10 protein-coding genes, 1 tRNA gene and 2 pseudogenes are annotated in these 14,246 nt (G+C 41.0%); 7 read left to right on the forward strand and 6 right to left on the reverse strand.

Going from position 1 to position 14,246, the window contains the following annotated elements:
* The 3 genes and pseudogenes from AAC037_RS06475 to AAC037_RS06485 form a co-directional block, all read right to left on the reverse strand.
* A pseudogene (locus AAC037_RS06475) lies at positions 1 to 197 on the reverse strand (cytochrome C); the annotation flags it as partial.
* Between the two features lie 17 nt (positions 198 to 214).
* The gene (locus AAC037_RS06480) at positions 215 to 1,270 is read right to left on the reverse strand and encodes a sugar phosphate isomerase/epimerase (RefSeq protein WP_339902220.1); all 1,056 of its coding nucleotides are present in this window, start codon (positions 1,268 to 1,270) and stop codon (positions 215 to 217) included.
* A gap of 15 nt (positions 1,271 to 1,285) precedes the next feature.
* Positions 1,286 to 2,452: a Gfo/Idh/MocA family oxidoreductase gene (locus AAC037_RS06485; protein WP_339902221.1), complete on the reverse strand. Its 1,167-nt coding sequence runs from the start codon at positions 2,450 to 2,452 to the stop codon at positions 1,286 to 1,288.
* 250 nt (positions 2,453 to 2,702) lie between these two features.
* Between AAC037_RS06485 and AAC037_RS06490 the strand changes: the two genes are divergently transcribed.
* The 4 genes from AAC037_RS06490 to AAC037_RS06505 all read left to right on the forward strand — a co-directional run bounded on the left by AAC037_RS06490 (position 2,703) and on the right by AAC037_RS06505 (position 7,230).
* Positions 2,703 to 3,977, forward strand: coding sequence for a nucleoside permease (locus tag AAC037_RS06490; RefSeq protein ID WP_339902222.1), 1,275 nt, complete (start codon positions 2,703 to 2,705; stop codon positions 3,975 to 3,977).
* A gap of 142 nt (positions 3,978 to 4,119) precedes the next feature.
* On the forward strand, positions 4,120 to 5,799 hold the full coding sequence (locus AAC037_RS06495; RefSeq protein ID WP_339902223.1) for a GMC family oxidoreductase: 1,680 nt from the start codon (positions 4,120 to 4,122) through the stop codon (positions 5,797 to 5,799).
* Positions 5,800 to 5,825: 26 nt separating this feature from the next.
* Positions 5,826 to 6,386: a gluconate 2-dehydrogenase subunit 3 family protein gene (locus tag AAC037_RS06500; protein ID WP_339902229.1), complete on the forward strand. Its 561-nt coding sequence runs from the start codon at positions 5,826 to 5,828 to the stop codon at positions 6,384 to 6,386.
* 160 nt (positions 6,387 to 6,546) lie between these two features.
* On the forward strand, positions 6,547 to 7,230 hold the full coding sequence (locus tag AAC037_RS06505) for a hypothetical protein (RefSeq protein ID WP_339902224.1): 684 nt from the start codon (positions 6,547 to 6,549) through the stop codon (positions 7,228 to 7,230).
* A 211-nt stretch (positions 7,231 to 7,441) separates the two neighbouring features.
* On the opposite strand, the gene AAC037_RS06510 is transcribed toward AAC037_RS06505, so the two are convergent.
* Entirely contained in the window at positions 7,442 to 8,167 is a 726-nt protein-coding gene (locus tag AAC037_RS06510; RefSeq protein WP_339902225.1) for an SH3 domain-containing protein, read from the reverse strand.
* Positions 8,168 to 8,278: 111 nt separating this feature from the next.
* On the opposite strand from AAC037_RS06510, the gene AAC037_RS06515 reads away from it, so the two are divergent.
* From AAC037_RS06515 to AAC037_RS06525, 3 genes are all read left to right on the forward strand, one after another.
* Positions 8,279 to 8,351 (forward strand) — tRNA-Lys (locus AAC037_RS06515).
* Positions 8,352 to 8,510: 159 nt separating this feature from the next.
* On the forward strand, positions 8,511 to 11,717 hold the full coding sequence (locus AAC037_RS06520) for a DUF1553 domain-containing protein (protein ID WP_339902226.1): 3,207 nt from the start codon (positions 8,511 to 8,513) through the stop codon (positions 11,715 to 11,717).
* Between the two features lie 6 nt (positions 11,718 to 11,723).
* Positions 11,724 to 13,217, forward strand: a complete 1,494-nt coding sequence (locus AAC037_RS06525; RefSeq protein WP_339902227.1) for a DUF1501 domain-containing protein — start codon at positions 11,724 to 11,726, stop codon at positions 13,215 to 13,217.
* A gap of 39 nt (positions 13,218 to 13,256) precedes the next feature.
* Here AAC037_RS06525 and AAC037_RS06530 read toward each other — a convergent pair whose 3' ends face one another.
* Both AAC037_RS06530 and AAC037_RS06535 read right to left on the reverse strand, forming a co-directional pair.
* The gene (locus AAC037_RS06530; protein ID WP_339902228.1) at positions 13,257 to 13,865 is read right to left on the reverse strand and encodes a hypothetical protein; all 609 of its coding nucleotides are present in this window, start codon (positions 13,863 to 13,865) and stop codon (positions 13,257 to 13,259) included.
* Between the two features lie 9 nt (positions 13,866 to 13,874).
* Positions 13,875 to 14,246: pseudogene (locus AAC037_RS06535) on the reverse strand (hypothetical protein); the annotation flags it as partial.

Below are 14,246 nucleotides of genomic sequence, written 5' to 3' on the forward strand. Positions count from 1 at the left end.
ATCAATTCAGAACCTTTGATGAAAATTGGATCATCTTTGTACTTCTCTTCAAGACTGATTTCCTCTACAGGAGCCGGAGGAGGTGCGGTAGTGCCTTCGCTGGATGCAGACTCTGAACCTCCGGAGCCTCCACATGCAGAAACGGCTACCATTGCACTGGCAATGAATGCCATACTTAAATTTAAATTAAACTTCATGGTTTGTAATAGTTAGATTAATTAATTCCCAATAATTTTTTGTTTAAACCTTCATCCATTCCGGTAGATGCGAAATCGTCAAAGGTTTTTTCGGTTACTCTTATTATTTTTTCACTTATAAATTTAGCTCCTTCAATTGCTCCATTTTCCGGATGCTTAATGGCACATTCCCATTCTAGGACTGCCCACCCATCAAAGTCATATTGAGAGAGTTTGCTAAATATCGCGTTAAAATCAACTTGCCCATCACCAAGTGAACGGAACCTTCCTGCCCTTTCTATCCAGCTGGAATAGCCTCCATATACTCCTTGTCTTCCTGTAGGATTAAATTCTGCATCCTTGACGTGAAACATTTTGATTCTATCCTTATAAATGTCGATAAAATCTACATAATTCAGGCATTGCAATACAAAATGACTTGGGTCATAAAGAATATTGGCCCTCTTGTGATGATTTACTTTCTCTAGGAATAAATCAAAAGTGACCCCATCATGCAAGTCTTCGCCTGGGTGTAGTTCATAACAAACATCCACGCCATATTTGTCAAACTCATCCAAAATAGGTAACCATCGTTTTGCCAATTCTTCAAAACCGGTATCTACCAAACCGGCAGGACGCTGAGGCCAGGGGTAAACAGTATGCCACATCAAAGCTCCGCTAAAAGTACCGTGAGTAGTCAAGCCGAAATTTTTACTTGCTTTGGCAGCCATCATCAATTGGTTGGTTGCCCATTCCTGTTTGCCCTTCAGGTCACCGGCCAGTTCAGCAGGAGCAAAAGCATCAAAAAGTTCATTGTATGCCGGGCTTACTGCCACCAATTGGCCCTGCAAATGGGTGGAAAAGTCAGAAATTTCTACACCGGCCTCTTTTACAGTATTTTTTATTTGTGCTACATAGTCCAAGTCCTCAGCTGCTTTTTGAAGGTCAATGAGCCTGGCATCCCATGTAGGAATTTGTACGGCTTTGTATCCTATACTTGCAGCCCAGGCACAAATGTCTTTTAAATTATTGAATGGGGCTTTATCATCTACAAACTGAGCCAAAAATAAGGCTGGTCCTTTAATGGTTTTCATATAGTTTTTGGTTATTTAAAGTTCAAATTTAGTCCATTTTTCATTAGAATTACTACTTTTCACGACATGCTCAACAAATGCCATTCCGCGCAATCCATCTTCAGCCCCCGGATAGTCTTCCCATTCCTTTTTAGGCGTCTCACCATTTTTTCTGGCATAAAGACACCTGGCAAAGTTTCTGTATAAATTGGCAAAAGCCTCAAGGTATCCTTCAGGATGGCCTCCCGGAGTTCTTACGTTTTCCAAAGCCGAAGAAGAAAGGTAAGGAATATTGCCTCCTGCTCGGTAAATTTGGTCAGGTGCTTCAGGCTGTCTTACAATTAAGGAATTGGCAGTGTCCTGCTCCCATTCCAGCCCGGCTTTTTCACCATAAACCCGGATCTTGATGTTGTTTTCAGCCCCCGGAGCGATTTGAGTAGCCATCAAAACGCCTGAGGCCCCACCCTCAAACTTCAATAAAACGGCTCCATCATCATCAAGAGTCCTGCCTTCAACTACACAATTGAGGTCAGCACACAGTTTGGTCAGTTTTAATCCACTGACGTATTCTGCCAGGTTAAATGCATGGGTGCCTATATCTCCCATACAATTGGCAATACCACTCTTGCTAGGGTCTGTTCTCCAAATGGCTTGCTTATAATCTGTATTTTCAAGTTTATTCCAAAGCCAGCCTTGAGGATATTCTACGTATACCTTTCTCACTTTACCAATAACACCTGTAGCAATCAAATGTTTTGCTTCCTTGACCATTGGGTAGCCCGTGTAGGTATGGGTTAGGCAAAACAATAAGCCTGTTTGTTCGATTATTTTGTTGAGTTCTTTCGCTTCTTCATAGCTAAAGGTCATGGGTTTATCCAAAACCACATGAAAACCATTTTCCAGGGCTTTTTTGGTAGGATCAAAATGTACATGGTTGGGCGTAACTATCGCTACAAAATCAATTCTTTCAGATTCAGGGAGTAGCAATTCTTTTTCAAACATCTCATCATATGAGCCATATACCCTTTCAGAAGGGAGAAAAAGTTCTTTGCCGGTTTCTGCAGATTTTTCCGGATTACTACTAAATGCGCCAGCGGCCAATTCAATGATTCCGTCCATTGCTGCTGAAATCCTGTGGACAGCACCTATAAAGGATCCAGGTCCACCGCCAATCATCCCCATTTTAAGTTTTCTGTTACTCATTCTTGTGGTCTTTGGTTTTTTTATTGATTAATATCCCCTTTTACCCTTTAATTTTTTAATGCATTAAAATGAATCTACAAATATTGTAAATTGATTAAAATATTTTTTAGGAAAATGAGAAATAGTATGCTTGCTTTCTGAAGTGATAAATTTACATTAAATTGGCTTAAATTTTAAATAATTCTATAGAATGTTTGATAACCGTCCCTGACTAAATCCCATCAAACTTACCACTAACAGACCAATAAATATGACATTAAATAACAGGTTTAAGCTTTCCCTCATGATGTTTCTAGAGTTTTTCGTTTGGGGATCCTGGTACGTAACTTTAGGAACATTTTTAGGCAATAACCTTCAGGCCAATGGTGGCCAGTTGGCTGCAGCATTTTCTACCCAATCAATTGGAGCTATTGTTGCGCCATTTATTATAGGATTAATAGCAGATAGGTTTTTTAATGCGGAAAAGATATTAGGGATTTCCCACCTAATCGGAGCAGTTTTGATGTACATGATGTATGTTTCAGAAAGTTTTGTCGCCTTTTATCCCTATGTGCTAATTTACATGATTATATACATGCCCACATTGGCTTTGGTCAATTCGGTTTCCTTCAATCAGATGAAGGATCCTGCCAAAGAGTTTAGCACGATTCGCGTTTGGGGTACAGTAGGCTGGATTGCTTCCGGTTTAATGATAAGTTTTTTCTTTACTTGGGATAGTTCAGCTTCTATAGGTGAAGGAATGCTCAGCAATACCTTTTTAATGTCCTCTATCTCTTCCGTTGTCTTAGGGCTATTTGCCTTTAGCCTTCCCAAAACTCCTCCGGTCGCTGCCAATAAGGATGAAAAACAATCAATATCAGAAATACTTGGTTTAGATGCGCTTAAATTATTGAAAGACAAGGATTTTTCTATTTTCTTTCTTTCCTCCATTCTTATTTGTATCCCTCTGGCTTTTTACTATCAGAATGCCAATCCATTCTTATCCGAAGTGGGTTTAACTAACCCTACCGGTAAAATGACCATAGGGCAAGTTTCGGAAGTGCTTTTTCTTTTGTTGATGCCATTCTTTTTTAAGAAATTTGGTTTAAAGACCACCTTGATTGTGGGTATGCTTGCTTGGGTAGTCAGGTATGTAATGTTTGCTTTTGGTGATGCCGGTGAGGGCACCTATTTGTTACTAATTGGCATAGCATTACATGGGATTTGTTACGATTTCTTCTTCGTTTCCGGACAGATTTATACCGATTCAAAAGCCGGACCGAAATATAAAAGTTCTGCCCAAGGCTTGATTACATTGGCCACCTACGGCATAGGTATGTTGATAGGTTTTTGGATTGCAGGAATAGTTTCAGATTTCTATTTGCTAGAGAATGGGGATCATGTTTGGAAAAATATTTGGTTGATTCCTTCAGGTATAGCCCTGGTGGTTACCATAATCTTTCTTGTCTTTTTTACGGATAACGATTTCATTAAAGCCTCTGCTGAAAGGAATAGCTTGAAGAATGGCGATGAGGTAGAAAAATAAGTAGGCTCATGAAGGAAAAAATAGGAACTAATTTAGAGCGTTTATAAATAGTAACTGTTGTATATAGGTAAATGGAAAAATCATACCATTTCTTTATAAATATCAATAGTATTGCAATACCTAAAATAAACAATTGAAGCATATGGCTAATCAAAGTTATGACGCTATTGTCGTTGGATCAGGGATCAGCGGCGGATGGGCGGCAAAGGAACTAACAGAGAAGGGATTAAAAGTACTTCTACTGGAAAGAGGTCCGAACGTAGTGCACGTAAAAGATTATAAAAACGCTACCAAGGCACCTTGGGAGGTGCCTCACAGAGGTAGGCGGACAATTGAGATGTTGGAGAACCACCCTAACCTTAGAAGGGACTATGTCCTGAATGAGTTAAACCTTGACTGGTGGGCGCATGAGGATGATTCTCCATATGTAGAAAAGAAGCCATTTACATGGTTTAGAGGTTATCAAGTAGGAGGTCGCTCCTTGTTATGGGGGAGACAAAGTTACCGATGGGCAGACACGGATTTTGAGGCAAATGCCAAGCAAGGAATTGCTGTAGATTGGCCCATCAGGTATAAGGACCTGGCCCCTTGGTACAGTTATGTAGAGAAATTTGCCGGTATCTCCGGAAATAAAGATGGACTGGATATTCTTCCTGATGGTGAATTTATGCCTGCCATGCCATTGAACTGTGTAGAACAGACCGTGGCAGACCGGATCAAAGATCATTTTAAGGGAGCAAGGGTAATGACCAATGCAAGAACAGCCAATATTAGTCAGCCGCTTCCGGGCAGACCGGGCTGTCAATACAGAAACAAATGTTCTCTAGGTTGCCCTTATGGTGGTTATTTTAGTACCCAGTCTTCTACACTTCCTGCTGCGGTGGCTACAGGAAACCTTACCTTGAGACCTTGGTCTATCGTTACCAAAGTGCTGTATGACAAAGACAACAAGCGCGCCACAGGTGTAGAAGTTCTTGATGGAGAAACCAATAAAACCTACGAATTCAATTCAAAAATTGTATTTCTTTGTGCTTCAGCTTTCAATTCCTCAGCTATCTTAATGCGTTCTGCTACTGATATATGGCCGGAAGGATTGGGAAGTAGCTCGGGAGAGCTTGGACACAATGTAATGGATCACCATTTCAGATTAGGAGCAAGAGGTGTGGTCGAAGGCTTTGATGACAAGTATTATTTTGGAAGAAGGCCTGGAGGGTTTTATGTCCCAAGATACAGAAACTTAGGAAACGAAAGCAGGGATTATGTGAGGGGCTTTGGATACCAAGGAGGAGCAAGTAGACAAGGATGGAGCAGAACAGTTGCTGAATTGGATTTTGGCGCCCCTTTAAAAGCGGAGCTTACCGAGCCGGGAGATTGGACCATAGGCATGACAGCATTTGGTGAGATCCTTCCTTATCACAGCAACACCATTAAGCTTAGCAAGACGGTTACCGATAAGTGGGGAATACCTGTATTGGAGATGGATGCTGAAATCCATGAAAATGAGAAAAAAATGAGGGTTGACATGAAAAACGATGCTGCAGAAATGCTAGAAGCAGCAGGCGTAAAAAATGTTACTACCTATGATACCGGATATACTTTTGGACAAGGTATACACGAGATGGGTACAGCAAGGATGGGAAGAGATCCTAAAACTTCTGTTTTAAATGGCAATAACCAGGTGTGGGATGCCAAAAATGTTTTTGTAACGGACGGTGCAGCCATGGTTTCTGCAGCAGCGCAAAACCCTTCATTGACATACATGGCCATGACCGCAAGAGCAGCTAGTTTTGCTGTGGAAGAATTGAAAAAAGGTAACCTGTAAACCCAAATTGAAGCGTTATGAATTTTATGAATAGAAGAGAAGCACTAAAAAGCGTGGTACTAATGATGGGAGGTACCATGGTTGGAGCCAATGTGATATTGACAGGCTGTGCTCCCGATAAACAAATTGAAGGACTGGACTTTTCCGAAGAGGAATTGGCTTATATGGACGAAATCGGAGAGGCCATTATTCCTACTACCGATACTCCGGGAGCCAAGGCTGCAGGAATAGGTTCATTTATGGCCATGATGGTGAAATCCACCTATACTGAAGAACAACAGAAATCCTTTATCAATGGTCTTAATAAGTTGAAACACGATTTTAAAGCCGACACTGAGAAGGACTTTATGGATGCCTCGGTAGAAGAAAGAACTGACTTTCTTAATCAGGTGAATAAAAGAGCCATGAACCCTGATGCTGAGGATAATAAGGAGGACAAGTATATCCTTATGATCAAAGACCTGACACTATTGGGTTATTTTACTTCAGAGATTGGAGCTACTCAAGCTTTAAGGTTTGTGGAGACACCCGGTAGGTATGAACCTTGTATTGACTATAAAAAAGGAGACAGAGCTTGGGCTATTTGATAGCCATTAAGTGATAAAATTGTAAATCCCGCCTACCTAGGCGGGATTTTTTTATGCATAAATTTTTGGAATGCTATATGATATTGTGTATTATACAAGGATAAACCAGGTGTAAAACATGATATATTTAATATTGAATATTATAATTTCTTTAAACCTCATGTCCATCTACAATTCTAGTGATAGGTATGACAAAAAAGAGATGCTTACTGTAACTGAAGTTTCACAGGATTCAAACGGAGAATTTGAAAAATTTGCGACTAATAAGATCATTCCCAGTGAAATACGGGAACTGACTTTAGAAGCCTTGTCTTATTTTCCGGACCTAATCAATACCAAAATTGATTTTCAGTTCAAGAAAAATATCAGTGGATCGGTAATGCAGGCCCAGCCGAAAGTCGGCTCTTTATTTAAGCATTCCAAAGGCAACCGCTCCTATAAAATAAAAATATCCAGGTATCTTTTTTTGGAAGACAACCCTATACCAATCGAAGATCTGCCAAAAGATGTATTTTTAGGTTGGATTGGACATGAGTTGGGGCATATTCAGGATTATTTGAATAGGAGTTCATTGAACCTTCTAGGCTTTGGCATGAAATATTACCTTTCTAATGCCTTTATTACCAAAGCAGAAATAGCTGCTGATAGTTATGCGGTAGCACATGGTCTTGGTGAGAAAATTATTGCCACCAAAAACTTTGTATTAAACCATGACCAAATTCCTTTGGCTTATAAACAAAAAATTGAAGCACTTTACCTATCTCCTGGAGAAATTCTAAGTATGGTAGATCCTGATATGGATGAAGAAATAGAAGAAAAGGATCAATCTCTTGATTCCTTATAGCCAACTCTTTCAAAAAAAAGCCAAATTAAGGAGTACTACGCTTTCAGTTGCATTTAACAAGTTATCATAATAGACGCCTTGGGCAAAGTGACGCTTTCAATTTAACTATTTAGTGCATAGCTGAGATAGGCGTTCTATTAGGTTCTAAATATCCCAACAGCCTGATTATGTTAAAAACTTAGCTCCGTTCAAGCCTTTTTTTAAATTGTCATTAGATTTTTGAAATGTCCGCTTTGCGAACATAGGCCGTATTGTTTCCCCACTCAATTTCATACCACATGTCTTTACTGGATGAAATGGTGACGCGATGTCCTGCTTCCACTCTTCTGATCAAGTTTCCCGCCGAAGAAGGGCTGTCCATGATAAGCACCGGTCCACCTGTAATAATGCCTGTATCAGGTTTGTGCAAAAAATTGTTGGAGGCAAAGGTGATGATCAAAAACAGCATTGCAGGGTAATAGAAAACCGTTCGTTTGGAAGGAAAAACAAATACCAGGATTAAAAATACCAACATTAATAAAGCAGCAGTTCCGGTAATGATGGTCTTATAATCCAATAATAGCCGAAGAAACCTGTCTTGATCAGAAATTTGATAACCCTCCAGGGATGCTTGTCCGGTCAAAGATTTGATTTTATCAATGACTTCAGGGTTTGGGTTATAATCATAATACTTGGAAAGGTAAAGAGATGCTTTCCCATAATCCCCCAAACCTTCAGAGATAAAGCCCATCTTTATTAGCATGGCCGGAGAGTAGGCATTTTCTTGATAAAGAATGTTTTCATAGACTATTAAAGCCTCTTTGTATTTTTTTTCTGAAAATAAACTATCGGCAGTCGAAAGACTTGTTTTTCCCTCGACCTGACTATCAGCCTGATGCGGGTAAACCAGTGATAAAGCTGATAAAAAAACAAGAAAGATCCATCTAAGATTTGGCATTTTCAATATAGTCCTTTAAATTTGCAGTCCAATTACGGGAAACTAAGGCGAAAAACCAAGGAATCTTTTGATATTAAACCTTGAAAAAGGGAGTCAAATAATTGCAATAATGATTCTGTAGCTCAGCTGGTAGAGCATAACACTTTTAATGTTAGGGTCCTGGGTTCGAACCCCAGCGGGATCACATCAAAACAAAAAACCTGTTCAATTGAACAGGTTTTTTTGTTTTGTACCACTTTTCTATCCGCACATAACATGCTTTTTTTATTATTGGTATAATTGAAATAGTTAAGAATTTCCTTTAAATTTATTTTTACACTTAATAATTGACCCAAGGAATACAATGTCGATTAGATGGATACATTTATTACTGGTAATGATGGCATGCTCCTGTAAGCCCAATTTGCCGGAACCTATAGCTCAGGAAATGGATAAACTTCCGGAGCAAGTGGATTTTAATATCCATGTGAAACCAATCCTTTCTGACAATTGCTTTTCATGCCATGGTCCCGATGAGGCTGCAAGAGAAGCGGGAATGAGGCTTGACCTTCCTGAGGCTGCTTATGCGGCCACAAAGGAAAGTGGTAAAATTCCCATTAGCCCCGGGAAGTTGAAGCAAAGTGAAGTTTTTCATCGGATCATTTCAGAAGACCCCAATTTCCAAATGCCTACCCCTGAGTCTCACCTGACGCTAACCAACAGGCAAAAAGCAATTCTAATAAAATGGATCCAATCCGGTGCAGAATACCGCCCCCATTGGGCATTCATAACGCCGGAATTACCGGAAATTCCATTACCTAAAATCCAAAATTGGTCCAACCAACCCATTGACCTTTTCATAGGCAGGCAACTTTTTGAACATGGTTTTGAACCCAGTCCCCCTGCCACCAAAGAATTACTTTTGAGAAGATTAAGCTTGGATGTAACCGGGCTGCCCCCAAGTTTGGAAGAATTGGATGCCTTTTTGGCTGACAGTTCGGAAAACGCCTATGAAAAGCAAGTTGATCGATTGCTAAGCTCAGCCCATTATGGAGAGCAAATGGCCTTGTATTGGATGGATCTTGCCAGGTTTGCCGATACCCATGGGTATACCGTAGATAGGTTTAGAGACATGTCGCCGTGGCGCGATTGGGTGATAGCTGCTTACAATCAGAACATGCCCTATGATCAGTTTATCACTGAGCAATTGGCCGGTGATCAACTGCCAAATGCCACAAAAAATCAAAAGTTGGCCACTGCCTTTAATCGCATCCATCCTCAAAACATGGAAGGAGGGATTGTTCAGGAAGAGTTTAGGGTAGAATATGTTGCAGACAGGACCAATACGCTGGGCAAAGCTTTTATGGCCCTAAGTCTTGAATGTGCGAGGTGTCATGACCATAAGTTTGACCCCATTAGCCAAAAAGAATACTTCCAACTTAGCAGTTTCTTCAATCAAGTAGATGAAGCAGGACAGATTTCCTGGGACAATGCAATGCCTGTACCCACCATGCTTTGGACAGATGAAGAAAAAGACAACCTGCTAAAGATGTTGAAGGCCGATATAAACCAAGCAGAAAAGACCTTGTCCGCGATAAAAATTGAAGAGCAGGCCAATTTTGAAGCTTGGATCAATAATGAATCCTACAAAAATACCCGCTTTTTCAATCCATCTCAATCCTTAATTTCACATTTTGATTTTGACAAAACCCCTTTGCAAGACAAGATAAATCCTTCTGTTAGAGGTATTATGGAAAGCACCGGAGAAAAAAGTAAACAGCCCGAATTGGTTGAAGGTTACCAAGGCAAGGCTGCTTCCTTAAATGGCGATTCTTGGTTGAAGATGGGAGGCGTAGGTAGTTTTTCTAAGGATCAGCCTTTTAGTGTTGGGATATGGGTGAACATTCCGTCGGTCTTAGAAAATGGAGTTATTTTCCACACCGGAAATGGAGCTGTATTGTTCAATAGGCGTGGTTATCACTTGTATTTGAAGGACAATAAATTGGAAATGATTCTTGCCCATACTTCCCCTTATAATGTCATTAGTAACTTGACCATTGAGGACGTTCCTAGAGACCAGTGGGTTCATTTGTTGATGGGCTATGATGGCTCTTCCAAAGCGGAGGGAATAAAAACCTACGCCAATGGAAAATTGATGCCTGCTAAAATGACCAGAGACAACTTGTACAAAGACATACTTTTCGCAGGTAATAATCAACCCGGGATTCAGGTAGGGGCTGTATGGAGAGGAAGAGGGCTAAAAGGTGCGGCTGTGGATGAGCTCCAAATATTCAACAAAGAATTGACAGCTTTGGAAATTCTTGAATGGTTACAACCTGAAGAATTTGCTCAGCTGATCAACAAAAAAGCCAGCGAATTAAGTACAGTAGACAAGAAAGGCCTGGAAGCTTTCTATTGGCACAATGTATCAAAAAGGTATCAGGAACAATTGAAGGTATTAGGAAAAGCCCGAAGCGAACATACTGCCGAGGTGGAGCCTATACAAGAAGTAATGGTAATGGATGACATGAATCCCCCGAGACCCACTTATATTTTGGAGCGAGGAGAATATGCAGCCCATGGTGAGGAAGTTGAAGCCGGCACACCGGAGTCCATTCTGCCCATGCCGGAAGATTATCCAAAAAACCGGCTAGGCCTGGCCCGGTGGTTGGTAGATGCAAAACATCCGCTGACTGCAAGAGTGGCAGTAAACCGCCTTTGGCAGCAATTTTTTGGTAAAGGTCTGGTCGCTACTTCTTCAGATTTTGGGAACCAAGGAGAAATGCCCAGTCATCCGGAGTTATTGGATTGGTTGGCGGTAACTTTTAGAAGCTCCGGTTGGGATGTGAAAAAACTGCAGAAAATGATATTGATGTCTGCCACTTATAGACAGTCTTCTTTGGCCGGAAATGATTTACAAGAAAAGGACCCTGACAACACATGGCTGGCGCGGGGCCCTTCCGGAAGGATGGCAGGTGAAATGATCAGAGACAATGCGCTTTTTGCCAGCAGTATGCTAGGAAAAAAGATTGGAGGCCCAAGTGTCAAACCTTATCAACCTGAAGGACTATGGTCTGTTAATGGTGGTCACTATGTAGAAGACACCGGCGAAAACCTGTTCAGGAGAAGTTTATATACCTTATGGAAACGTTCTGTGCCTAATCCCACCTTGCATATATTTGATGCACCGGAAAGATCAGAAGCGACCATTAAAAGACAGGAAACCAACACGCCCCTTCAAGCCTTGGTGCTAATGAATGATCCCATTTATGTGGAAATAGCAAAAGTGATGGGCATGCAGATAGCTTCAGAACAGGATACCGGCAAAGCCATTCAAAATGCTTTTCGAAAGCTCACGGGTAGGTTTCCTAAAGATGCAGAACTGGCAGTTTTATTAAATTTAAAGGAAGCAGAACTAGAAAAGTTTAAAAAATCTCCTGAGAAAATGGATGGATGGCTCAATACCGGGGCTTATCCTGTGCAAAAAAGCCCGGACCAATATGAGTGGGCGGCCAATACCGTGGTAGCTAGTGCCATACTCAACGCTGACGCTACCATTACTAAAAGATAATTCATTATGTGCGATCACCATAAAAAACATCAATTTCAGGCTTATCCGGAGCTTCATGAGCTGGAGAAAAAGATAGACCGCAGGCATTTTCTTACCAAAACAGCCATGGGAATGGGAGGATTGGCTTTGGCTTCCCTATTTTCCAGTGATGGACTTATGGCCAAAGGAACGGGTACCATGCTCGGCTCAGGCTTGCCCGGCCTTCCGCATCATGCGCCCAAAGCAAAACGAATTATTTATCTTTTTCAAAGTGGAGGACCCTCACAGTTGGATCTTTTTGATTATAAGCCGGGCCTAAGTGATAGGCATGGACAAGACCTTCCGGAGTCCATCCGTGGAGGCCAGCGCCTCACCGGTATGAGTGCCAATCAAAGTATTTTTCCGGTAGCTCAATCCAGCTTTAAGTTTCAGCAGTATGGAAAGAGTCGGACCTGGGTGAGTGAACTGATGCCCCATATGGCCGAAGTGGTCGATGAGCTTTGTTTCATTAAATCCATGATCACCGAACAGATTAACCATGACCCGGCCATTACATTTATGCAAACCGGCCATCAGTTGCCCGGAAGGCCCTCCATGGGCGCTTGGTTATCCTATGGTCTAGGTTCTGAAAATCAAAACTTACCGGGTTTTGTAGTCCTTGTATCCAAAGACGCAGTGAGGGATCAGCCCTTGTATGCAAGGCTTTGGGGCAATGGGTTTTTGCCTTCTCAACATCAAGGGGTTCAATTCAGATCGGGAAAAGACCCGGTACTTTTCTTGGGCAATCCGGAAAATTATGATGGGAATGACCGTAAAGAAATGCTGGATTACTTAAAAACCTTGAATGGCCTTCAATACGATACCTATGGAGACCCAGAGATCAATGCCAGAATTGCTCAGTATGAAATGGCTTTCCGTATGCAGTCCTCAGTTCCTGAGGTATCAGATATGTCTGATGAACCTGATTGGGTATTTGATTTGTACGGTGAGTCAAGTAGAGACCCCGGCACCTATGCGGCCAATTGTCTTTTGGCTAGGAAGCTAATAGAAAAGGATGTAAAATTTGTACAGCTTTACCATCAGGGATGGGACCAGCATGGCAACTTACCCAATGGAATAAAAAATCAATGTGCCAAAACGGATCAGGCAAGTGCGGCATTGATTAAGGATCTTAAGCAAAGAGGACTGCTTGAAGATACCTTGGTCGTTTGGGGTGGAGAGTTTGGAAGAACGGTTTATAGTCAAGGAACATTGACGGCCGATAATTATGGGAGAGACCATCACCCTCGCTGTTTTACCATGTGGATGGCCGGAGCAGGAGTGAAGCCGGGTTTTACTTATGGGGAAACGGATGATTTTGGATACAATGTCACCAAAGACCCGGTACATGTGCATGATTTCCATGCCAGCCTTATGCATCTTTTTGGGGTGGATCATGAAAAATTGATTTTTAAGCATCAAGGAAGAAGGTACCGGCTTACGGATGTTGCCGGGAATGTGGTCAATGGACTTTTTACTTGAGAAAATAAAGAACACTGATACCCTTTTATCTGTTATAACTTAAAGATAAAACCCTAACCTAGGGCCAAAATACTTGCCTCTCCTTTTAAAAAAATGATCATAATAAATGGCCCCCTGAATTCCTATACTCCATTTGTTGTAGAATTCTTTCCGCAAACTAAATTGAGCAGGAAAAGTGATGCCTTGTGTATAATCGTCTACATTAAAAAAACCACGGTATTCCTGTTTGTCCTCATTGAAATATACAGGTTCATAGTAATTATTCCGATCCACATACATACCTATTCCAACTCCTCCCTCTAGCAAAATAGAAAATGGAAGTTCTAGTTTTCTATTTACCATGAATGAAAAATGGTCTGAAGTGAGTGTTCCGTTTAGAGGTAATGGAATACCCATTACAGGTGTCCCAGCCATAGATTCTCGATAATAATTGTTCCAAGAACGATTAAGGGAAACTCCCATGGACCAGTGATTATCTACTTGATAAAAAAAGCCCAGGTTTGCATTTAATCCAACACTTGGTAATTCTATGGCCCTTTGATCAGTAATAGTAAAATGGCCAAGGTTAAAATGCAGGTCTAAATTTTGGGCCGATAGCCCACCCATCGTACAAAACAAAAGTCCTGCAATTGTTAAAAGCTTGCTCATGAATTGATATTAAAAACGGTACCGAATTTCCGGTCCTAAATGAAATGATCCAATATCGTAAAAAGGAGTTAGAAAGAAGCCTGATTTAATGCCCCCATAAAGGTTTTTCCCGATATTTTTATTGATATTTAATTCTAAAGGCATTGTGAAATCCCTGTAGAATTCAGTGATTTGCGTAATTGGATCTATTTCATCATTACTGTACTCCAGATAGTACCCAATACCTGTGCCCACTGCCAGCAACCATCCTTTTTTTAACGGAAACTTTTTTTGAAAAGTAAGGTAAAAAAGGTTTGCTTTCTCCCGGATTTTTAAGCCATTTCTATCAGAAGTATGATTGAAGCGTCCACACATATAATTGGAAGACAGGGCAAATTTATC

The sequence above is a fragment of the uncultured Cyclobacterium sp. genome, assembly GCF_963976465.1.
GTDB lineage: Bacteria > Bacteroidota > Bacteroidia > Cytophagales > Cyclobacteriaceae > Cyclobacterium.

Coding starts and splice junctions, on each gene's coding strand:
- AAC037_RS06480 (WP_339902220.1), bottom strand. CDS start 1,270: ATGAAAACCATTAAAGGACCAGCCTTATTTTTGGCTCAGTTTGTAGAT.
- AAC037_RS06485 (WP_339902221.1), bottom strand. CDS start 2,452: ATGAGTAACAGAAAACTTAAAATGGGGATGATTGGCGGTGGACCTGGA.
- AAC037_RS06490 (WP_339902222.1), top strand. CDS start 2,703: ATGACATTAAATAACAGGTTTAAGCTTTCCCTCATGATGTTTCTAGAG.
- AAC037_RS06495 (WP_339902223.1), top strand. CDS start 4,120: ATGGCTAATCAAAGTTATGACGCTATTGTCGTTGGATCAGGGATCAGC.
- AAC037_RS06500 (WP_339902229.1), top strand. CDS start 5,826: ATGAATAGAAGAGAAGCACTAAAAAGCGTGGTACTAATGATGGGAGGT.
- AAC037_RS06505 (WP_339902224.1), top strand. CDS start 6,547: ATGTCCATCTACAATTCTAGTGATAGGTATGACAAAAAAGAGATGCTT.
- AAC037_RS06510 (WP_339902225.1), bottom strand. CDS start 8,167: ATGCCAAATCTTAGATGGATCTTTCTTGTTTTTTTATCAGCTTTATCA.
- AAC037_RS06520 (WP_339902226.1), top strand. CDS start 8,511: ATGTCGATTAGATGGATACATTTATTACTGGTAATGATGGCATGCTCC.
- AAC037_RS06525 (WP_339902227.1), top strand. CDS start 11,724: ATGTGCGATCACCATAAAAAACATCAATTTCAGGCTTATCCGGAGCTT.
- AAC037_RS06530 (WP_339902228.1), bottom strand. CDS start 13,865: ATGAGCAAGCTTTTAACAATTGCAGGACTTTTGTTTTGTACGATGGGT.